The organism is Synechococcus sp. BO 8801, assembly GCF_002252675.1.
In the GTDB taxonomy this organism is placed as follows: domain Bacteria; phylum Cyanobacteriota; class Cyanobacteriia; order PCC-6307; family Cyanobiaceae; genus Cyanobium.
Window position 1 is genome coordinate 1 of the sequence record NZ_NQKY01000011.1, and the last position, 20,159, is coordinate 20,159.

Genomic DNA, 20,159 nt, shown 5'->3' on the forward strand with positions numbered 1-20,159 from the left:
GCCGCCTGGCGCGATCCCTGGCCCGTCAACGGGCTGGCGGCGGCGGGCCGGTTCCTGCTGGCCGATCAGGCCGGCCTGCGGCGCTGGCAGGGGCGGGTGCAGCGCTGGGTAGCCGGGGAGGGGGCCTGGCTGGCGGCCCGCCTGGCGGCGGTGCCGGGCCTGGAGCCCCTGCCTTCGGCCGCCAACTACCTGCTGGTGCGCAGCCGCCCGCCGGCCGCCTCGCTCCAGCCGCTGCGGCTGGAGCTGGAGCGCCGCCACCGGATCCTGGTGCGCGACTGCCGCTCCTTCGAGGGTCTGGGGGAAGACTGGCTGCGGATCGCCGTCCAGGACAGGGCCGGCAACCGGCGTCTGCTGGCGGCCCTGGAGCAGATCAGCCGCGGCCGATGAGCTGCTCCAGCACCTGCACCAGCCGGCGGTCGGCGTCCCGCACCGCCAGGGTTCCCATGCCGTCGCCCATGGCCACCAGGGGGTCGGCGGCGGCGGCGCTGCCCCGCAGGCGGGGCCCCAGCAGCCGCCAGACGGCCCGCTCCAGGGCGGGCTCCCCGGGGTCGTGCTGCCAGACGATCACCGCGGCACCCACGGCGGCGGCGGCGGCGGCGTTGGCGTCCTGATGGTGGTCGGCGGCCTGGGGGAAGGGCACCAGGATCGCCGGGGTGCCGCAGACCGCCAGTTCGCTGAGGCTGCCGGCGCCGGCGCGGCTGATGGCCAGGTCACAGTGCTGCAGCAGGCCCGGCAGCTCATCGCTGAAGGCCCGCTCGACCACCCCGTCGAGGCGCAGCTGGCCGGCGTCCGGATCCTGGCTGCCGGTGAGGTGGACGACGCGGCAGCCGCTGGCCGCCAGCAGGGGCAGCAGGGGCCGCACCATGCGGTTGAGGCGCAGGGCGCCCTGGCTGCCGCCCATCACCAGCAGCAGGGGGCCGGCGCCCCGGGGCACCCACGCCGGCAGGTCCGCGGGGGTGAGGAACGACCGCCGCACCGGCGTGCCGCACACCAGGGGACGGCAGCGGGGCAGCCGTTCGACCGCCTGGGGCAGGCCCACCGCCACGCGCGTGCACAGGGGCCCCAGCAGCCGGGTCACCCGGCCCGGGACGGCATTGCTCTCATGCAGCACCACCGGCACCCCGCACCAGCGGGCGGCGAGAATCGCCGGCGCGGCGATGTACCCGCCGCTGCTGAACACCGCGCTCACCCCCTCGCGCCGGATCAGGCGCCGCACCGGCATCACGGCCAGCAGCAGCTGGAGCAGGTTCCAGAGCTTGCGCAGTCCTTTCCCCTGCAGCCCGCCGGCCCGAACCGTGTGCAGGGGGTAGCGGCTGGGCACCAGCTCGGTCTCCAGCCGGTCCGGCACCCCCAGCCAGTGCACCTGCCAGTCGTCCGGCAGGGCCTCGGCCACCGCCAGGGCCGGGAACAGGTGGCCACCCGTACCGCTGGCGGCGATCAGCAGGGTCGGCATGGGCGGGTGGGACGAGCGCGCCTAACTTAAAAGCCGACTCCGGTCCGCCCACCGCCGCCCCGGATCCCTCCCCCTCCATGGCTCCGCCCTGCCCGCTGTACGCCCCCCTGCCCCCGGTCCGGACGCCGCAGCTGCTCGGTGCCTGTCTGGCCGGCCTGGCGGTGGTGGCCAGCGTTGGCGTGGCCCCCGCCCTGGCGGCACCGCCTTCGGCGGCCCAGCTGCAGGCCCTGGAGAGCGCCCTCAACAGCAGCTCCGACACGGCCCTGGCCGGCCTGCTGCAGGCCGGTCCCGGTCTGGATCCGGCCCAGCTGGAGAACCGTCGCCGCCTGCTGCGCCAGCAGTTCCCCGATGCCCGCTGGCAGCTGAGCTCCGGCAGCCAGCTGCGGGACGGCCAGCCCACGGTCACCCTGCGGGTGGAGGGCACCCGGCGCCAGGGCGGCACCACCTACCGGCTGGAGGCGGAGCAGCTGCTTGCCCTGCAGAGTGACGGCACCCGTATCAACGGCCAGACGGTGCTGCGGGAGAAGTCCCTGCTGCGCAGCGGTGACAAGCCCGTGCCGGTGAGCCTGCTGATCCCCGATGCGGTGCTGACCGGCCAGCGCTACGACGTCGACGTGATCTTCGACGAACCCCTCGACGGTGCCCTCGCCGCGGGCGGCATCGCGGCCATCACCCCCCAGCAGCAGGCGTCGATGGCCAGCCCCAGCATGGAGCTGGGCGCCCTCGGCGGTGGTGGCCTGTTCAAGATCGTCCAGGCCCCCCTGTCCCCCGGTTCCCAGACCTGGGCGGTGCTGCTGGTCCATCCCGACGGCATCGTCAGTGCCACCAAGCGGGTGCGGGTCGTCGCCGACCGCAAATCGCTCGAGCCCTGAGCCATGGGCCGACCGCATCGGATCTGGGTGGTGGATGACGATCCGGAGCTGCGCCAGCTGCTGGCCACCTATCTGGGCGAGCAGGGCTACGAGGTCCGTTGCATGGGGGATGGCGCCCAGCTGATGGCCCGGCTCGAGGGCCAGCGCCCCGATCTGCTGGTGCTCGACCTGATGCTCCCCGGCGACGACGGCCTCACCCTGCTGCGGCGTCTGCGGGACGGGGCCGATGACCTGCCGGTGCTGATGCTCACCGCCCGGGCCGATGCGGTGGATCGCATCATCGGCCTGGAGCAGGGGGCCGACGACTACCTGGCCAAGCCCTTCCTGCCCCGGGAGCTGACCGCCCGCATCGAGGCCGTGCTGCGTCGCCGCGGCACCCTGCCCGGTGGATTGCCCCAGCCCGACGGGGCCCGGATCGCCTTCAGCGACCTGGAGGTGGACCTGGCGGCCCGCACCCTGGAGCGCGACGGGGAGGCGCTGACGATCACCGGCGGTGAATTCGCCCTGCTGGCGGCCTTCGTTCAGCACCCCCACCGGCCCCTGTCGCGGGAGCGGCTGATCGAGCTGGCCCGGGGCCCGGGCAGCGACACCGACAGCCGCAGCATGGACGTGCAGGTGTCACGGCTGCGGCGGCTGATCGAACCGGAGCCGGCCCGGCCGCGCTACGTGCAGACGGTCTGGGGCTACGGCTACGTTTTCGTCCCCGATGGCAAGCCCCGTCAGTCCTGAGCGGGCCTGGCGGCCGCCGCTGGGTCGCACCCTGGGGTATCTGCTGGCGGGCACCGGTGCCGCCGCCTTCTGCCTGCTGCTGCTGCAGCTGCTGCTGGGTCGCCGGCTGGCCCAGCAGCAGCTGGTCCAGACCGGTTCGGAGGTGGCGGCGAACGTGGTGCTGGGGGAGGTGGCCCTGGAGCGCTTCAGCCCCGAGGTGCTGGGCCAGATCAGCGGCATGCAGCTGGTGGTGGGCCAGCAGCCGGAGCCGGGGGCCAGGCCTCGCCTCAGGGGGGACCGGCGGCTGCGCTGGCAGACCCTGCGGCTGCAGTCGGAGCTCTGCCACCGCCTGGCGCGCTGTCCGGCGGTGCGGCCGGCCTCCTCGCCGCGGCGGGGGGTATGGGTGGAGATGGCCTCCCCCCTGGAGCCGGTGTGGCTGTTCGTCTCCCTGCCCTCCCCCCGAGGCTGGCCGCCCGATCCCCTGCTGCTGACCCTGTCCGTCGGCCTGGGGGCCCTCGGGGCGGTGCTGCTCTATCTCACCCTGGAGATCCAGCGGCCCCTGACCCGCCTGCAGGAGGCCCTGGCCGACGTGGGCCTCGAGGCCCTGCCCAGGGCCCTGCCGGACCAGGGGGCCCCGGCGGTGCGCCAGCTGATGGCCCGCTTCAACGCCATGCTGCTGCGGCTGGAGGACGCCGGCCGGGAGCGCACCACGATGCTGGCCGGCATCGCCCACGACCTGCGCAGCCCCCTCACCCGGCTGCGCCTGCGCCTTGCTCTCGCCGCCGAGGGGCCGATGGCGCCGCAGGAGCTGGAGCGGGCCCAGGCCGACATCCGCTCGATCGAGCGGATCACCCGCCAGTTCATGATCTTCGCCGGCGCCGAAGCTGACGAGACACCGGTGCTCGTGCCCCTCGATGCCCTGGTGGCCGAGGCGGCGGCGGCGGTCGGAGACGTGCCCCTGGAGCTGGATCTGGAACCGCTGGTGCGGCGGGTACGCCCGACCGCCGTGGCACGGGCGGTGGGCAACCTGCTCGACAACGCCCTCACCTACGGCCGGCCGCCCCTGCGGGTGGTGCTGCGGCCCCTGGGGCCGGGGGAGGGTCGGCCCCACGAGGAGGCTGCGGCGGTGGAGAGCGGTTTCGAGATCCAGGTCTGGGACTGCGGCGAGGGCATCGACCCGCAGCAGTGGAGCAAGGCCATGACCCCTTTCCAGCGGCTCGACCGGGCCCGCGGCGGCGAGGGGCACTGCGGCCTCGGCCTGGCCATCGCCGCCAAGGTGGCCCGCGACCATGGCGGCGACCTGCGCCGGCTGGAGGCCACCGCGACCGCCGAGGCGCTGCCGGGGCGCTTCGCCGTGGCGCTGCGGGCCTGGCCCCTGGCCGGGGGGTGAGGGGGCTTCAGTTGCATCCGGTCACATCTCGCCGGTGGCCAGTCTGATCGCCGTCACACCTGCCGGTCACGATGGAGACGTTCATGAAAAGTCCTCCCATGCCCTTCCCCCTGCTCCAACCCCTACGCGCCGCCGTGCTGGCGATGGTCCTGGGGTCCACCGGTGCCGCCATGGCCCAGAGCGGGCCCACCCCGGCCGGCCGCCCCACGCCGGCCCAGATGCAGAAGATCTTCCCCGAACAGAAGCGGCTGGCGCTCAGCGATCAGCAGGCCCGCATCGCCATCCTTCAGCGCGGTGAGCGCTGCCTGTCGGCCGCCGGCAGCAGCGAGGCCCTGCGCACCTGCATGAAGGAACAGCGCAGCGCCAGCCAGGGCCAGCGGGAGCAGCACCGGGCGGCCATGAAGGCCCTGTTCGAGCGCAACGGCATCCCCCTGCCCCAGTGGGGCAAGGGGGACCGCAAAGGGGGCTGGGGAGAGGGCCGTGGCCCCGGCTCCAGCAGCCTCTGAGGCCGGCCAGAGCCGGCCCTGAAGACGGGGCCTCAGGCCTCGTCGAGGGCGGCCACGCCGGGCAGCACCTTGCCCTCCAGCAGCTCCAGACTGGCGCCGCCCCCGGTGGAGATGTGGCTCATCTTCTCGGCCACGCCCACCTTCTCCACCGCCGCCACGGAGTCACCGCCGCCGATGATCGTGCAGCAGCCCTTGGCGCTCAGATCGGCCAGGGTGTGGGCGATGGCGTTGGTGCCGGCGGCGAAGGCGTCGAACTCGAACACGCCCATGGGCCCGTTCCAGATCACGGTCTGGCAGTCGGCCAGGGCGTCCTGGAAGGTCTTCACCGAATCGGGGCCGATGTCGAGGCCCATCCAGCCATCGGGGATGGCGTCAATCGCCACGGTCTGGCTGTTGGCGTCGGGGGCGAAGTTGTCGGCCAGCACCACATCGGTGGGCAGCAGCAGCTGGACGCCCTTGGCGGCCGCCTTGGCTTCGAGTTCCTTGGCCAGTTCCAGCTTGTCCTCCTCCACCAGGGACTTGCCCACCGCCAGGCCGCGGGCCTTGTAGAAGGTGAAGATCATGCCGCCGCCGATCAGCACCTTGTCGCACTTGTCGATCAGCGACTCGAGCACGCCGATCTTGCTGCTGACCTTGGAGCCGCCCACGATCGCGGCCAGGGGACGCTTGGGCTCATCGATGGCCCCCTGCAGGTACTGGAGCTCCTTCTCCATCAGGAAGCCGGCCACGCTGGGGCTCAGATACTTCGTCACGCCCTCGGTGGAGGCGTGGGCCCGGTGGGCGGCCCCGAAGGCGTCATTCACATAGACGTCGGCCAGGGCGGCCAGCTTTTCGGCGAAGGCGGCGTCGTTCTTCTCCTCCTCGGCGAAGAAGCGCACGTTTTCCAGCAGCACCACGTCGCCATCGGCCATGGCGGCCACCTTGGCCTCGGCGTCGGGGCCGATGCAGCTGTCGGTCTTGGTCACGGGCTTGCCCAGCAGCTCGCTGAGGCGGGTCGCCACCGGGGTGAGACGCATGGCCTCGTTCACCTGGCCCTTGGGCCGGCCGAAGTGGGCGGCCAGCAGCACCCGGGCGCCGTGGTCGATCAGGTGGCGCACGGTGGGCAGGGCGGCCCGGATGCGGGTGTCGTCCGTGATCGCCCCGGCCTCATCGAGGGGCACGTTGAAGTCGACCCGAACCAGCACCCGCTTGCCGCGGAGATCGTCGGCACTGAGGCTGGAGAGGGATCGCTTCGCCATGATTACGGATAAGGAAAGGCGGGGGGAGATTAGCCTCCGGCGCCTCCCGCCCCGCCGCCGCCGCGATTCGGTTCTTCCCACCCCCGCTCCCTGGCGGCCGCAACGGTCAGCGCTAGGACAAGAGGGCCGGGCCTTCCGCCATGTTCGACACCGTCCTGTTCCCCATCGACCAGAGCCGCCAGACGATGGAAACGGCGGCCGTCGCCCTGCAGCTCGCCCAGCGCCACGGCAGCCGGGTGGTGCTGCTCTCGGTGGTGGAGGCCGAAGAAGGGGTGATGCACGATCCGGCCGATGTGGCCCGCCTGCTGGAGCAGGCCCGCGCCAGCTTCACCCAGGCCGGTGTGGCCTGCGAGGTGCTGGAGCGGGAGGGAAAGCCGGCCTTCGTCATCGGCGATGTCGCCGATGAGATCAACGCCGACGTGATCGTCATGGGCACCCGCGGCATCACCCTCGACGGCGACCACCAGAGCACCGCCGCCCGGGTGCTGCAGCTGGCGCCCTGTCCGGTTCTGGTGGTGCCCTGATGGCGGACGTCGGCGACACGGTCCGACTGAGCACCGCCGCCCCACCGATCCAGTGGTACCCGGGCCACATCGCCAAGGCGGAGAAGGCCCTCAGCGCCAACCTGGAGAAGGTGGACCTGGTGATCGAGGTGCGCGATGCCCGTATCCCCCTGGCCACCGGGCACCCGCGGCTGCAGCGCTGGATCCGGGGCAAGCAGCATCTGCTGGTGATCAACCGCCGCGACATGGTCAGCCCGGCGGCGCGCCTGGCCTGGGATGGCTGGTTCCGCCAGCGGGGGGAGGTGCCCTGGTGGTGCGACGCCAAGGTCGGCACCGGCGTCAAGCAACTGCAGCAGGCGGCGATCCGGGCCGGCGAGGCGCTCAACGCCCGCCGGGCCGGTCGGGGCATGAAACCGCGCCCCGTGCGGGCCCTGATGCTCGGCTTCCCCAACGTGGGCAAGTCGGCGCTGATCAACCGGCTGGTGCGCCAGAAGGTGGTGGAGAGCGCCCGTCGTGCCGGGGTCACCCGCAGCCTGCGTTGGGTGCGGCTGGGGCAGGACCTCGACCTGCTCGATGCCCCCGGCGTGCTGCCCCCCCGCCTCGATGACCAGCTGGCCGGGCTGCGGCTGGCCCTCTGCGATGACATCGGCCAGGCCTCCTACGACGGCGAGGCGGTGGCCCAGGCCTTCCTGCGCCTGCTGGCCCAGCTGGAGCCGGTGGCGGCGGCCGGGGTGGCGCCCGGACTGCTGGAGCGCCGCTACGGGGTGATGGTGCCGCCGTTGCCCGGATCGGACCCCGAGCGGCCGGTTCCGGATGCGGAAGCCTGGTTCGCCGCGGCCGCGGCCCGCCACACCAGCGGTGACACCGCCCGCATGGCCCAGCGCCTGCTCGATGATTTCCGCCGCTCCCTGCTGGGGCCGATCTCCCTGGAGCTGCCCGCGGCACACGCGGTGGACACGGTCAGCAGCCCCCAGGGCTGATCTGGAGCTTCCCGTAGGGCATTCCCCAAGGAAGACCTCTGCGGCGATAGGTCAGGCATAGGGGCGTGTCTTCTCGACGGGAAAAGGCCGCCATCGAGGCAATCTTCGGGGAGATCTTCACGTCATACATGGTTCCCATGGAGGGTGAAATAGCCCGATAAGCCATCCACGTTTCCAGCCACTCCTGGGAGACATGGATGGATCCAGTCACGTAGTGATAGCCGGCACTGCGGAGGGCCTGCCGCTGGATCAGCAACACTCCGATGCCAATGTAGGACACCAGGAGCATGCTCATCAACGGGGTGAGATGGTTGCGATGTCCAGATGGAATGATGGTCGCAGAAGGGGAGTGGAAGATGACTCTGTACCCCTGCTCTGCTGCGAGCATCAGTAGCAGAAATGGAAAAGCACTGTAGGGAACAGATGGCCTCAAGCCTGCCTCGCCGAAGAAGATGATCTGAAAGGCGATGACGCTGAGGCTGCCGCAGGCGGCCAGGCCTGTGATCAGATGGTTTCCGGGGGGATCCTCTGTCCCGTCCCGTCTGTGCCGCCAGACGCGTCGGGCTGCCAGGCACACCAAGCCCCCAAGGGCCACGAGTCCCAGTTCCAGGGACGGTACTTGCAGGAGCTTGATCGTGTTGCGTCCGAGAAGATTCAGAAACGGAAGTGGGTTGGTTCGGATGCGCTCAATGGCGATGTCCGTCTGCTTTCTCGAGAGGGCTTTCCCGCATCCCGTCAATCCGATCTCCTTGGTCTCCTGCATGCCTTCGCGCCAGGTCTGACCGGTGGACATTCCCATCAACGAACCGCCCGAATTGGCGCCGATCGATCCGCAGGCGGATTTGGCCAGGGAGCGCTCAAGGGCCAGCTGCCCTCCCGAAATCAGCATCCAGCCCAGAACCGCGAGGATCACGATGGAGACGGCACGGCGCCATCGCCATGGGGACCGCTTCCCCTGGAAGCCTCCGCTAGCGGCGGCAGCGGCCACCAGGACCGTCAGGGCCGGGAGCAGACCCAGAGTCCCCGGGCGTTCCTGAAGCGCCAGACACAGGAAAGCAAAGCCGGCCGTGTTTTGAAGGGCACTACTGCGGAAGCGGCCGGCGTCCAGAGCATCGACCCCCAGCACCAACCACGCGAGGGCCACATTCACGAAGATGAAGGCATTCAGCTCGGAGCCGTGGGTGTGGCCAAGGCCCTGACCGATGAGCTCATGGAGTGGCGATTCCCCCCACCTGGGCAGGGTGCTGAACAGGAGGACGCCGAGCCCTGCTGTGGAGACCAGGCTCAGGCGTGGCCGGAGTGCCGTCAGCAGGGTGGCGATGCTCGCCCAGGCCAGCAGTCGTTTGACCGTCAGGGCGCTCACCAGGGGATCCGGTCCGATCCGCTGCCCGAGCCAGAGAGAGGAAACATTGAACGGCAGATTCCAGGGTCTTCGGACCCCGTAGTCCGTCAGGTAGCCACTGGCTGCGTCCAGGGACGCCTTCAGCCAGTCAAAGCCGTCCGCGACTGGAAACCGCCCCCCGAGGAAGTCATGAAAACTGCTGTCGTTGCTGCTGACAGTCAGGCTGATCAGGGTCAGGACGCCGATGGCTGTCCAGAACAGAACCTCGGGCCTGCGGCCAGCCGATCGGCTCCGCCTTTCGTGACGCCACGATGGGAGGCTGCGAGGTTTCATGACGCTGGCCTGAGGGGTGGTGGGTCATCGAGACGGCGCGCGGCTCACCGCTGATCGGGGTTCGCCGGCCGCTGGGGCCACCCCATCCAAGCCCCGGACCGGTGTTGGGACAGGTGGCCATGAACCCTTCGATCAGGTCCCGGCCCCGCTGTCCCTACCGTCGTCCTGCGGCTCTTCATGGGGAGAGGCATTCCAATGGGGTTCTCATGGCTGGCTTCGGGGAAGGCGAAGGGGAGCTGCTGACGCTCCATTACCCGAAGCCGCTGCCGATGCGGCTGGATCGCTGGCTGGTGTCCCAGCGGCCCGAGCAGAGCCGGGCCCGCATCCAGAAGTTCATCGATGCGGGCTATGTGCGGGTCAATGGCGTCACGGGCCGGGCCAAGACGCCCCTGCGCACCGACGACACCGTCGAGCTGTGGATGCCGCCGCCGGAGCCCCTGCCCTACCTGGTCCCCCAGCCGATGGCGCTGGAGGTGCTGTTCGAGGACGAGCATCTGATCGTGATCAACAAGCCCGCCGGGCTCACGGTCCATCCGGCCCCCGGCAACAAGGACGGCACCCTGGTGAACGGCCTGCTGCACCACTGCCCCGACCTGCCGGGCATCGGCGGCGAGATGCGCCCCGGCATCGTGCACCGCCTCGACAAGGACACCACCGGCTGCATCGTCGTCGCCAAGAGCCAGGAGGCCCTGGTGAAGCTGCAGGTGCAGATCCAGAAACGCATCGCCTCGCGTGAGTACCTGGCGGTGGTGCACGGCCAGCCCGCGGCGGACAGCGGCACGATCGTGGGCGCCATCGGCCGCCATCCAGCCGATCGCAAGAAGTACGCCGTGGTGACCGACAGCACCGGCCGCCATGCCTGCACCCACTGGCGCCTGATCGAAACCCTGGGCGACTACGCCCTGCTGCGCTTCAAGCTCGACACGGGCCGCACCCACCAGATCCGGGTCCACTGCGCCCACACGGGCCACCCGATCGTGGGAGATGCCACCTATGGCCGCTGCCGCAAGCTGCCGGTGGCGCTGCCCGGCCAGGCCCTGCACGCGGTGCGGCTGGCCCTCGACCACCCGATCAGCGGCGAGCGGCTGGTGTGCGAGGCGCCCCTGCCGGAGGTGTTTGAGAAGCTCCTGCTGGCCCTGCGGCGGCGGTCGTCCTGAGGGCGTTGCTGCGGCAGACTTGAAACCCTGGATCCCGGTGTCATGGCCCCGCCGCCACGACGGCTGTTCGTCGACCAGTTCTTCGTCGGCTGGGTGTATGGCCCCTGGGTGGTGGCCGGCCTGCTGGTGATCCTGGCGCTGCGGCTCCTGCTGGCGGAGGACTTCAACCTGCACAGCCACGCCTGGGGGCTGTTCGGCAACGCCGCGATCTGCTTCTCGATCGGCTGCGTCTGCAAGCTCTCCTGGGCCATGGCGCGGGTCGGCGCCGTGCGCCAGCTGGAGCTGCAGCTGCGCCGGGAGCTGGGCCTGCGCTGATGGCGATGACCCGATCCCAGCTCGGCCTGGTCGTCACCCTGCCCTGGCTGGCCGCCGGAGTGGTGCTGCTGGCGATGACGCGCATCGAAGGGGAGACCAGGGAGGCGCAGCTGGGGCTGTTCGGCAGTGCCGCGATCTGCTTCTCGATCGGCTGCCTGGCCCGCACCAGCCTGGGTCTCCACGATCTGATGCAGGCCCGCAGCACGGGCGCCCCGCCGGAGGCACCCCCTGTCGCCCCGCCGGGGGCCTCCGGCGGGGCCCGACCGTCGTGATCCGGCGTCAGGTCCGACGCTGCCTGGCCCCGGTCCTGGGCCTGGCGCTGGCGGCACCGCTGGCCCAGGCCTGGGGCCAGGAGCTGATCGCCGCCCCCCGGCCCCGGCGCCTGCCGCCCCCCTCCCCGGCGCTGCTGCGCAGCCTCCAGGGGTTTCAGGAGGATCTCGAACGGCTCGACCGCACCCTGCTGCCCGCCGCGCCCGAGGCCGACGCCACCGGGGGGCCGGACGCCACCCTCCCCGGCCTGCCCGATCCGTCGCTGCCGGCGCCGGCGGCGACGGCCCTGCCCCAGGTGCCCGAGGCGGTGCGGATCGAGCGGCGCCAGCGGCTCAGCCTGGCCGAGGCCCTGGCTGTGGCCGTGCGCAACGATCCCGATCTGGCCGCCACCGTGCTCGGCGTGCGCGAGCAGCAGGACCTGGCCGGTTCGGCCCGGGGGCGCCGCTGGCCGGAGCTGGGCCTGAACCTGGCGGGTGGCTTCAGCCAGCAGCGCTCCTACAATCAGGTCTGGACCGACAACGCCGGCATCTATCCAGCGGGCTCCCCGTTTCTGGTCCGCAACCAGGGCTGGAATGTGGTCCAGTCCAACGTCGGGGCGGCCGCCGCCCGGGTGGAGCTGGCCTGGGAGCTGCTCAGCCCCTACCGCGCCGCCGCCATCGCCGAGGCCGACGACAGCCTCAAGGCCTCCCGCCAGCGCTACGCCGACCGGCTGCGCCAGCTGCAGCTGGATGTGAGCATCGCCTACTACGGCCTGCAGCTGGCCGACCAGCTGCTGCGGATCCGCCGGGCCGTCGTCGAGAGCGACACGGTGGTGCGCGACCAGGTGGAGGCGCTCCAGCAGGCGGGCCTGGTGCCGCGGCTCGACCGGCTCCGCGCCGAGGCCGCCCTGCAGCAGAGCCGCTATCGCTTCGAGCAGGCGGAGGCCCTGCAGCTGAGTCGCCAGCGCCAGCTCAGCAACCTGATCAACGTGCCCTTCGACGTCAGCCTGCGGGCCAGCGATGCGGTGCGGCTGCAGCCCCCCTGGCCCCTCGATCTGGAGCAGACGATCGTGCGCGGCTGGCAGGACAACCCCCAGCTGCGGGCCCTGCAGGCCGCCCGCGACGCCCTGCTGCGCCAGGCCGACCGCCGCGCCGCCGAACTGCTGCCCAGCCTGCGGCTGGTGGCCACCGGTGGCTACGGCCAGGGGCTGATCACCCAGCCCGTGATCCAGCTGGAGGGCTGCTGCAGCTCGGCCCTCATCCCCCAGCTGCTCAACCAGCGCGCCGACTGGGCGGCGGGCCTGCAGTTGCACTGGCGCTTCTTCGACGGCGGCGTCACCGCCGGCGCCGTGGCCGCCAGCCGCAGCGCCGCCGCCCGCACCGACCAGCAGCTGGCCCGGGAGCGCAACGCCATCCGCCAGCGCCTCGAGGCCGCCTTCTACGACCATCGGGCCGCCCTGCGCCAGATCGTGGCGGCCCGCGCCTCCTACAGCGCCTCCCGCGAGGCCTTCCGTGACGTGCGGGCCCGCTACCAGCTGGGGCTGGCGGACTACAGCGATGTGGCCGACACTGTCGCGACCCTGACCGGGGCGATGGAGGGGGTGGCCGAATCCACCACCCTGGCCAATGTCAGCTACGCCCAGCTGCTGCGCGAACTGCTGCCGGTGCCGGACCGGCCCGATCAGCCGGTGGCGCTGCCGCTGGTGCTGGGCGGCTCCTGAGCGTCGCCCTGGCGTTCCTGCAGCCGCTGCCAGCGGCGCTGACGCCAGGCGAAGGAGCGCCACAGCAGCAGCACCAGCAGGGCGGCGAACCAGAACCACACCTCCGGGGCATTGGCATGAAGGAGCACCACCAGCAGGGCCCCCTCCAGCACTAGCCAGGGAAGTTCGCGGGTCATGGCAGGGCGTCCCGCTGCCGCAGGGCCGGCTGGTCCTGGCGCTCCTGCTGGCGCAGGGTTCGGTAGCTGCCGGTGAGGTCGCGCAGCAGCGGCAGCAGGTAGCTGACCGGCGGGCGCCATTCGACGTAGCCGTGGGCCTTGAGGGTCAGCCCCTCGCGGATCGGAAAGACGCTGCTGCCGCGGCTGAGGGTCCAGCGGTAGCCGTCGCGGCCGGAGCCGCCGGCTGTGGGCAGCAGGGCGATCTCGGTGCGCATCACCGGCCCGTTGCGCACCAGGGCCTCCGCCAGCTGGGGGTTGCCCATGGTGGTGTTGACGTCCTCGCGGGTGGCGGGCAGCAGGTTGATGTTGCGCACACGCCCGCGGATGCCGCCGAAGCGGCCCCGCTCGTTCCAGTCCGGCACCACCTCCATGGCCAGGCCGGGGCGCAGGCGGCGGGCATCGGCCGGGGCGAAGTAGGCCACCGCCTGCAGGGCCTGGCCGCCGCCATCGGCGTTGCCGCGGTCCGCCCGGGGGCTCCCCAGGGTGCCGAGACGCTGCCCGGGCTTCACCGTCTGGCCCCGCACCACCTGCAGATCGAGCAGCCGCCCGTCCCGGGTGGCGGTGAGGGTGCCGTCGTAGGCCAGGCGGGTCTGGGTGACCCGGACGGCGCGGCGGGCGTCGTCGATGGCGAAACGCCGCCGCTGGGCTTCGGTGTCGATGGCGAGCCGGACCTTCTCCCAGGCGTCGATGGCCTCCCGCTGCCGGATGCCCAGCTCGGCGACGCTGTTGTCGAGCTGGATGGCCCGGTCCTCGCTGGCCACCACTTCCGCGGCCAGGGGGGCCACCACCTCGCGGCGGGCCAGATGGCGGAAATCGGCCACCTTCTGGTCGTAGACCCGACGCAGGGCGTCCAGGCGCTCGCGGTTGCCCTCCAGCTTGGCCAGGGCGGTGTCCCGCAGGCGCCGGGCCGAGGCCAGCCGCGCCCGGTCGCGGCGGTCGAGATCGGCGTTGATGCGGATCAGTTCGGCCAGGTCCTTCTCCTGGCGGCGCAGCTGCTGCTCCAGGGTGGGCAGGTAAAGGCGGATCAGGGTCTGGCCCCGGCTCACCCGCTGGCCCTCCCGCACCGGCAAGCTGAGGATCTGGCCCTCGGCCCGGGAATCGATCACCGTGGCGCCGCCGGGCACGATCACGACCCCCCGGCCGACCACCTCGGTGGGCACCGGCCAGAACAGGAACCAGCCGGCCGTCAGGGCCCAGGCGCTGCCCAGGGCCACCAGCACCCGCCGTTCCGCCGCTTCCTCCGACGCTTCCATGGCCACCCTCAGCCCCGCAGCCGTTCCACCAGGTGGGTGCCCACCCGCAGGGCATTGGCGATGGCGGTGAGGGAGGGGTTCACGGCGCCGATGGTGGGCATGAAGCTGGTGTCGACGACGTAGAGGTTGTCGAGCTCGTGGGCCTTGCAGTCGAGGTCGAGCACCGAGGTGGCCGGATCGCTGCCGAAGCGGCAGGTGCCGGCCTGGTGCCCCACGGCGGCGATGCCCATGCTGTTGGCGATGTAGAACTGGCGCTCCACCAGGTGGTTGCGGAGATAGAGGCGGTCCAGCAGGCCCTCCAGGCGGCTCACCAGGCGCGCCGAGGCGGTGAGGTTGTTGGGGGTGTAGCTGAGCTGGATCTGGCCCGAGCTGGTGACGGTCACCCGGTTGTTCGGATCGGGGAGATCCTCGCTGGAGATCCAGAAGTCGAGCGCATGTTCGGCGATCTTGTCCATGCTCCAGCCGGGCATCAGGAAGGTTTCCAGTGGCGCGTAGCCCTTCATGATCGTGCCGTTGGTCTTGCCCGTCATCTGGATGTTGCCCATCGGGTAATCGAAGTCGGCATCCCCGAGATACCAGTCGTTGATCGACACCGTTTTCTGGAAGATGGTGCGGTTCGGCTCATGGGCCAGGGCCACCATCGCCTTGCTGTTGTGGAACATGTAGTGGCGGCCCACCTGGTCGGAGCCGTTGGCCAGGCCCCGGGGATGGCGGTCGTTGGCCGACAGCAGCAGCAGCCGGGCGCTGTTGGCGGCGCCGCAGCTCACCACCACCACATCACCGCTCACCGTCAGCGGCTCCCCGTCCCGCTCCAGTTCCACCGCCTTCACCGTGCGGCCGGATTCATCGGTGATCAGGCGCTTCACCTGGGCCCGCGTCAGCAGGGACACGTTCGGCTGCGCCAGGGCCGGCCGGATGCCCAGCACCTCCGCGTCCGACTTGGCGTGCACCAGGCAGGGGAAGCCATCGCAGCAGTTGCACTTGCGGCAACGGCTGAAGGCCATGTGGGCTTCATCCAGCTGGACGCCGCTGGGGGCGTGGAAGGGATGGAGCCCGGCGGAGCGCAGGTCGTCAACCAGCTGCTGCATCCGCGGCTCATGGGCCACCGGTGGATGGGGATAGGGACCGCTGCAGGGGGGCTCGGTGGGATCCTCACCGCGCTGGCCGTGCACGTGGTACATCTCCTCGGCCTTCTGGTACCAGGGCTCGAAGTCGGCGTAGCGCAGGGGCCAGGCCGGCGAGGTGCCGTCGAAGTGGGCGAGCTCCTCGAAGTCCTGCTGGCGCAGGCGGAAATGGGCGGCGCCATACATCTTGGTGGCGCCGCCGACGAAGTAATGGCTGCCGGGCTGGAAGGGCTTGCCGTGCTTGTCGAGCCAGGGATCCTTCGACACGTAGCGGTTCTGCTGGAACACCGCTTCGGCGTCCCAGTTCTGGGGCTCCTGGGGCAGCCAGTCGCCCCGCTCCAGCACCAGCACCTTCAGGCCCGTGGGGGCCAGGTGGCGGGCCAGGGTGCCGCCGCCGGCGCCGCTGCCGATGATCACCACGTCGAAGTGGGCGCCGTGGCTCACCTGCAGCTGGGCCGCCTCCGGCAGGGGCGAGCTGTGCAGGCTCGGATCCGCGATGGCGGCGATGGCGGCGCTGGGGGACGGGGTGCTCATGGCTGGATGGGGTAGCGATTGAGCTGGTTGAGCATCTTGCAGACCATGGCGCTCCAGCCGGTCTGGTGGGAGGCACCGACGCCACGGCCATTGTCGCCGTGGAAGTATTCGTTGAACAGGATCAGATCGCGCCAGTGGGGATCGCTCTGGAACAGTTCCACGGCGCCATTGAAGGGGCGGCGGCCCTGTCCGTCGCGCCGGAACAGACCCACCAGCCGCTTCTCCAGCTCCAGGGAGGCCTCCCAGAGCGTCATCCAGTGGCCCGAGCGGGTGGGGAACTCCACCTTGAAGCTGTCCCCGTAGAAGTGGGCGAACTTCTGCAGCGATTCGATCAGCAGGAAGTTCATCGGCATCCACACCGGCCCGCGCCAGTTGGAGTTGCCCCCGAACATGGCCACCGGACTGTCGGCCGGGCTGTAGGCGAGCGTCTCACTCTCGCTGCCTTCGGTGTACGTGTAGGGGTGCTGCGCATACACCTTGGAGAGGGAGCGGATGCCGTAGGGGGAGAGAAACTCCTCCTCATCGAAGAGCCGCTCGCAGATGCGCTGCAGGCGCTCCCGGGGCACCAGGGTGAACAGCACCCGGTCGTTGTTCCAGATTCCCAGGTTCTCCACAATCCAGGAGGGCGTGGTGCGCTCATGGGTGAACCAGGCCAGGGTGTGGGTGACATCGAGCATCGGCAACCGTGCCACGGTGTCGATGTCGAAGCTCTGCACCGCCAGCAGGGGCACCAGGCCCGAGAGTGAACGGGTGCGCAGATAGTCGACGCTGCCGTTGGGCCGCTTGATCACGTCGTAGTAGAAGCCGTCCTCCTCGTCCCAGTTGAGGTAGTTGCGGCCGGCGGGATTGTTGAGGCCGATGGCCAGCTGCACGAAATCCACCACGAACCGCTCGCAGATGTCGGCGTACTCGGGTTCCTCGCGGCTCAGCTCCACGGCGATCTGCAGCAGGTTGAGACTGAGCGAGGCCATCCAGGCCGTGCCGTCGCACTGCTCGATGATGCTGCCGTCGGCCAGGGGGAAGCGCCGATCGAACACGCCGATGTTGTCGAGGCCCAGGAAGCCCCCCTCGAAGACGTTGTCGCCGGAGCGGTCGTTGCGGTTCGCCCACCAGCCGTACTCCAGGATCAGCTTGCGCAGGGCGGCGCGCAGGAAGGCCAGATCGGCGGCGTCGCTGTTCTTGCGATCGATCTGATAGATGCGCATCGCCGCCCAGGCGCCGATCGGCGGATTGGGATCGGACAGGGCCCACTCATAGGCGGGGGTCTGGGCGTTGGGGGCGGTGTACTGGGGCTTGCGCAGCAGCATGCACTGCTCCTTGGCCGTGGCCGGATCGAAGACGGCGAAGGCCACGGAGTGGAACATCAGATCCCACTGGCAGAAGTAGGGGTACTCCCAGCAGTCCGGCATCGAGATCACGTCGTGGGCGTGCAGCCGCTGCCAGAAGGCGTTCTGGGTGTGGCGCCGCTCGGCCGGCGGGGGTGTGCCGGTGGGGTCGCCCTCGAGCCAGCGCATCACGCTCCAGCCGTAGTACTTCTTGCACCAGAGCAGTCCGGCGGTGCCGGCCAGGTGGATGCGGCGGTCGTCCTCGGACAGCCCCGGCACCCGATGGTCGAAGTACTCCAGCCACTCCCGCTCGCGCTCGCTGAAGATCGCGCCAAACGCCTCCCCAAACGCCTCCCCGAACGCATCGCCTTGCTCGGTCGGGCCCGTTGCGGGGCCGTCGATCCGATGCAGGCGCAGCTCCACCAGCCACTCCTCGCCCGCGGCCAGGGTGCGCTGCAGCACGCGCCCCGCCTTGCTGCCCCGCAGGGCCGGATTCACCGCGCCGGCTTCGCCCTCGACCACATGGCGATGGAACCCGTCCTTCTGGAAGGGTGTGGCGTTGGGCTGGCCCCAGAGCCGCTCGCTGTTGGTTTCGTTGTCGGTGAAGATCCAGGTGCCGGGCTCCCGGCAGTCGAGCTGGTACACCCCCAGATGGGGCAGGGCATCGGTGACGATCGAAGGGCCGCCGGCGTCACCCGCAGAGCCATCACCGGCGCCGGCGAGCGGGCGGATCCCGTGCTCGACTTCGTCGGGATAGCCCCAGCGCCAGGTGTTGCGCAGCCACAGGCTGGGCAGCAGGGTGAGGGGGGCGGGATCGGGGCCGCGGTTGGTGGCCCGGATCCGGATCAGCAGGTCCTCCGGTCCGGCCTTGGCGTACTCGATGAGGACATCGAAGTAGCGGCTGTCGTCGAAGATGCCCGTGTCGACGAGTTCGTACTCGGGCTGGTCCCGGCCGCGGCGGCCGTTCTCCACCAGCAGATCGGCGTAGGGGAAGGCCCGCTGCGGGTACTTGTACAGCCCCCGCATGAAGCTGTGGGTCGGGGTGTTGGCGAGATGGAAGAAGTAGTCCTTGAGGTCCTCGCCGTGGTTGCCTTCGGGGTTGCCGAGGCCGAAGGGCCGTTCCTTGAGGATCGGGTCCACGCCGTTCCAGAGGGCCAGGGAGAAGCAGAGGCGGCACTGGTCGTCGCAGAGGCCCAGCAGGCCGTCCTCGCCCCAGCGGTAGACGCGGGAACGGGCGTGGTCGTGGGGGAAGGAGGTCCAGGCGTCGCCGTCGGCGGAGTAGTCCTCCCGCACCGTGCCCCACTGGCGCTCGCTCAGGTAGCTGCCCCAGAGGCTCCAGGGGGCGAGGCCGTGGTCGCGCTCGGCCATGCGCCGGGTTTCCGACGGGGTGATGGCGTCGATGGCGGCGCGGCTGGGGACGCTGGCCGTCATAGGGAGGCCTTCAGGGCGGCGCCGATGCGCAGGGCATTGGCGATCACCGTGAGTCCCACCCCCACCGACGGACAGGAGGGCAGCACGCTGGCATCGGCGATCCAGAGGTTGGCCAGCTCGTGGCTGCGGCCGTCGAGGTTCACCACCGAGGTGGCCGGATCCGAGCCCATGCGGCAGGTGCCGCAGGCGCCGCCGATCACCGGCAGGGGCGCCTCGCCGCGGGGGTGGGTGGGGGCGGCCTTGGCCACCAGGGTCAGGGGGTCGGCCTCGACGGCCTTGAGGCAGTCGATCCAGCGGTAGACGAGGCGGTCGTGGGCCTCCCGGTTGTTGGCCGTGTAGTGGACCTGCAGCTGCTGGCCCCGCAGGGCGACCCGGTTGTGGGGATCGGGCCGCACGGCGCTCATCGCCCACCAGGTGATCGAGCGGGCGGCCAGCTGTTCGAGGCCGAAGTCCGGCAGCAGGCGGGTCACCAGGGAGAGCACCGGCGGTGACTCGGCGAACAGGGCGTCCTGCAGCACCCCGCCGCCGCTCTGGATCGAACCGAGGGGGAAGTCGACGTTCTTGTCGCCCCAGTAGAAGTCGGTGATGCCATGGCCCCGGCCGTAGCGGCCCGAGTTGGGGGCGGCCGCCAGCTGCAGGATCGAGGTGAGCTGGGGCTTCATCAGGTTGCGGCCCACCTGGTCGGAGCCGTTGGCCAGGCCGCGGGCGTGGTGGTCGGTGGCGGAACGCAGCAGGATCTCCGGCGTGCCGATGGCCCCGGCGGCCAGCACCACCTGGTGGCTGCGGAACAGCCAGCGCTGGTGGTCGATCTCCACCTCGACGCCGCGCACCTCCTGGCCCGACGGGTTGACGTGCAGCTGCAGCACCCGGGCGTTCTCCCGCACCGTCACGGTGCTGGAGCCCCGCGCCGGATCCACCCCGAACAGCTCCGCATCGCCGGTGGGATCGACCGCCGAGTCGGACCAGCTCAGGGGCAGGTCGTAGGGATGGAGCCCCTGGCGCTCCAGGGCGGCCCGCAGTTCCACCAGGAACGGTTCCACCGGCCGCGGCGCGGCGGGATAGGCGCCCTGCATCGCCGGGGCGGTGGGGTCGGCACCGGCCACGCCGTGGACGCGATAGAGCGCTTCGGCCCGCTCGTACCAGGGGGCCAGGTCGTCGTAGCGCAGTTCCCAGTCCGGGGACGGACCCTCCTGGAGCGCCACGCCGGTGAACTCCGCTTCCCGCATGCGTTCCAGCACGCCCCCCCAGATCTTGGTGTTGCCGCCGATGGCATGCACCATCTGGGGGGAGAAGGGATCACCGTCGGTGCCGAACCACTTCTCCTCGGGGTGGTAGCGGGGCTTGCGGAACAGCCCCACCTCGGCCACGTTCTGATCCGCCTGGGGCATCACGCCCCCCCGCTCCAGCAGCAGCACCGTGTGGCCCCCATCGGCGAGGGCGGCGGCCAGGGTGCCGCCAGCGGCGCCGCTGCCGATCAGGATCACGTCGTAGTGGGTGTCGTCGATGATCAT

The 20,159-nt window shown here is 71.1% G+C and carries 18 protein-coding genes and 1 pseudogene; 11 read left to right on the plus strand and 8 right to left on the minus strand.

Features of this window, described 5'->3' with window-relative positions; all coding sequences use genetic code 11:
* Positions 1-387 (plus strand): annotated as a pseudogene (locus CJZ86_RS09590) (threonine-phosphate decarboxylase); the annotation flags it as partial.
* On the opposite strand, the gene CJZ86_RS09595 reads toward CJZ86_RS09590, so the two are convergent.
* On the minus strand, positions 371-1,453 hold the full coding sequence (locus tag CJZ86_RS09595; RefSeq protein ID WP_094585733.1) for a UDP-N-acetylglucosamine--N-acetylmuramyl-(pentapeptide) pyrophosphoryl-undecaprenol N-acetylglucosamine transferase: 1,083 nt from the start codon (positions 1,451-1,453) through the stop codon (positions 371-373). The pseudogene CJZ86_RS09590 and the gene CJZ86_RS09595 sit on opposite strands and share 17 nt — an antisense overlap.
* Before the next feature lie 77 nt (positions 1,454-1,530).
* On the opposite strand from CJZ86_RS09595, the gene CJZ86_RS09600 reads away from it, so the two are divergent.
* The 4 genes from CJZ86_RS09600 to CJZ86_RS09615 all read left to right on the plus strand — a co-directional run bounded on the left by CJZ86_RS09600 (position 1,531) and on the right by CJZ86_RS09615 (position 4,929).
* On the plus strand, positions 1,531-2,325 hold the full coding sequence (locus tag CJZ86_RS09600; RefSeq protein ID WP_094585734.1) for a DUF8623 domain-containing protein: 795 nt from the start codon (positions 1,531-1,533) through the stop codon (positions 2,323-2,325).
* 3 nt (positions 2,326-2,328) lie between these two features.
* The gene (locus CJZ86_RS09605; RefSeq protein ID WP_094585735.1) at positions 2,329-3,054 is read left to right on the plus strand and encodes a response regulator; all 726 of its coding nucleotides are present in this window, start codon (positions 2,329-2,331) and stop codon (positions 3,052-3,054) included.
* Positions 3,032-4,423 (plus strand): sensor histidine kinase, encoded by a 1,392-nt coding sequence (locus tag CJZ86_RS09610; RefSeq protein ID WP_094585736.1) that lies wholly within the window; start codon positions 3,032-3,034, stop codon positions 4,421-4,423. The genes CJZ86_RS09605 and CJZ86_RS09610 overlap by 23 nt, the downstream gene beginning before the upstream one ends.
* A gap of 83 nt (positions 4,424-4,506) precedes the next feature.
* Entirely contained in the window at positions 4,507-4,929 is a 423-nt protein-coding gene (locus CJZ86_RS09615) for a hypothetical protein (protein ID WP_233133947.1), read from the plus strand.
* Positions 4,930-4,961: 32 nt separating this feature from the next.
* Here the strand turns inward: CJZ86_RS09615 and CJZ86_RS09620 are convergent, their stop codons facing one another.
* A complete protein-coding gene (locus tag CJZ86_RS09620; RefSeq protein WP_094585738.1) occupies positions 4,962-6,167 on the minus strand; it encodes a phosphoglycerate kinase in 1,206 nt (401 codons plus the stop codon).
* A gap of 140 nt (positions 6,168-6,307) precedes the next feature.
* Between CJZ86_RS09620 and CJZ86_RS09625 the strand changes: the two genes are divergently transcribed.
* Positions 6,308-6,691 carry a universal stress protein gene (locus CJZ86_RS09625; RefSeq protein WP_094585739.1) on the plus strand — a complete coding sequence of 128 codons (384 nt, stop codon included), beginning with the start codon at positions 6,308-6,310 and terminating at the stop codon, positions 6,689-6,691.
* Positions 6,691-7,650, plus strand: a complete 960-nt coding sequence (ylqF, locus tag CJZ86_RS09630; protein ID WP_094585740.1) for a ribosome biogenesis GTPase YlqF — start codon at positions 6,691-6,693, stop codon at positions 7,648-7,650. The genes CJZ86_RS09625 and ylqF overlap by 1 nt, the downstream gene beginning before the upstream one ends.
* Here ylqF and CJZ86_RS09635 read toward each other — a convergent pair.
* Positions 7,631-9,325, minus strand: coding sequence for a hypothetical protein (locus CJZ86_RS09635; RefSeq protein WP_094585741.1), 1,695 nt, complete (start codon positions 9,323-9,325; stop codon positions 7,631-7,633). The genes ylqF and CJZ86_RS09635 overlap by 20 nt on opposite strands.
* Positions 9,326-9,531: 206 nt before the next feature.
* Between CJZ86_RS09635 and CJZ86_RS09640 the strand changes: the two genes are divergently transcribed.
* The 4 genes from CJZ86_RS09640 to CJZ86_RS09655 are packed head-to-tail and all read left to right on the plus strand — an operon-like array spanning position 9,532 to position 12,766.
* A complete protein-coding gene (locus CJZ86_RS09640) occupies positions 9,532-10,482 on the plus strand; it encodes an RluA family pseudouridine synthase (protein WP_094585742.1) in 951 nt (316 codons plus the stop codon).
* Between the two features lie 42 nt (positions 10,483-10,524).
* Positions 10,525-10,797 carry a hypothetical protein gene (locus tag CJZ86_RS09645; RefSeq protein ID WP_094585743.1) on the plus strand — a complete coding sequence of 91 codons (273 nt, stop codon included), beginning with the start codon at positions 10,525-10,527 and terminating at the stop codon, positions 10,795-10,797.
* 5 nt (positions 10,798-10,802) lie between these two features.
* Complete coding sequence (locus tag CJZ86_RS09650) at positions 10,803-11,069, plus strand: hypothetical protein (RefSeq protein WP_198960112.1); 267 nt, start codon at positions 10,803-10,805, stop codon at positions 11,067-11,069.
* A complete protein-coding gene (locus tag CJZ86_RS09655) occupies positions 11,066-12,766 on the plus strand; it encodes a TolC family protein (protein ID WP_094585744.1) in 1,701 nt (566 codons plus the stop codon). Before CJZ86_RS09650 ends, CJZ86_RS09655 begins: the two co-directional genes overlap by 4 nt.
* Here CJZ86_RS09655 and CJZ86_RS09660 read toward each other — a convergent pair.
* Genes CJZ86_RS09660 through CJZ86_RS09680 form a run of 5 tightly spaced genes read right to left on the minus strand, consistent with a single transcriptional unit; the run spans position 12,727 to position 20,159 of the window.
* The gene (locus tag CJZ86_RS09660; protein ID WP_094585745.1) at positions 12,727-12,942 is read right to left on the minus strand and encodes a hypothetical protein; all 216 of its coding nucleotides are present in this window, start codon (positions 12,940-12,942) and stop codon (positions 12,727-12,729) included. The genes CJZ86_RS09655 and CJZ86_RS09660 overlap by 40 nt on opposite strands.
* Complete coding sequence (locus tag CJZ86_RS09665) at positions 12,939-14,234, minus strand: NHLP bacteriocin system secretion protein (protein WP_094585746.1); 1,296 nt, start codon at positions 14,232-14,234, stop codon at positions 12,939-12,941. The genes CJZ86_RS09660 and CJZ86_RS09665 overlap by 4 nt, the downstream gene beginning before the upstream one ends.
* A gap of 8 nt (positions 14,235-14,242) precedes the next feature.
* Positions 14,243-15,892 carry a GMC family oxidoreductase gene (locus CJZ86_RS09670; protein WP_233133948.1) on the minus strand — a complete coding sequence of 550 codons (1,650 nt, stop codon included), beginning with the start codon at positions 15,890-15,892 and terminating at the stop codon, positions 14,243-14,245.
* Positions 15,889-18,648 carry an MGH1-like glycoside hydrolase domain-containing protein gene (locus CJZ86_RS09675; RefSeq protein WP_094585747.1) on the minus strand — a complete coding sequence of 920 codons (2,760 nt, stop codon included), beginning with the start codon at positions 18,646-18,648 and terminating at the stop codon, positions 15,889-15,891. The genes CJZ86_RS09670 and CJZ86_RS09675 overlap by 4 nt, the downstream gene beginning before the upstream one ends.
* On the minus strand, positions 18,645-20,159 hold the full coding sequence (locus CJZ86_RS09680) for a GMC oxidoreductase (RefSeq protein ID WP_094585748.1): 1,515 nt from the start codon (positions 20,157-20,159) through the stop codon (positions 18,645-18,647). The genes CJZ86_RS09675 and CJZ86_RS09680 overlap by 4 nt, the downstream gene beginning before the upstream one ends.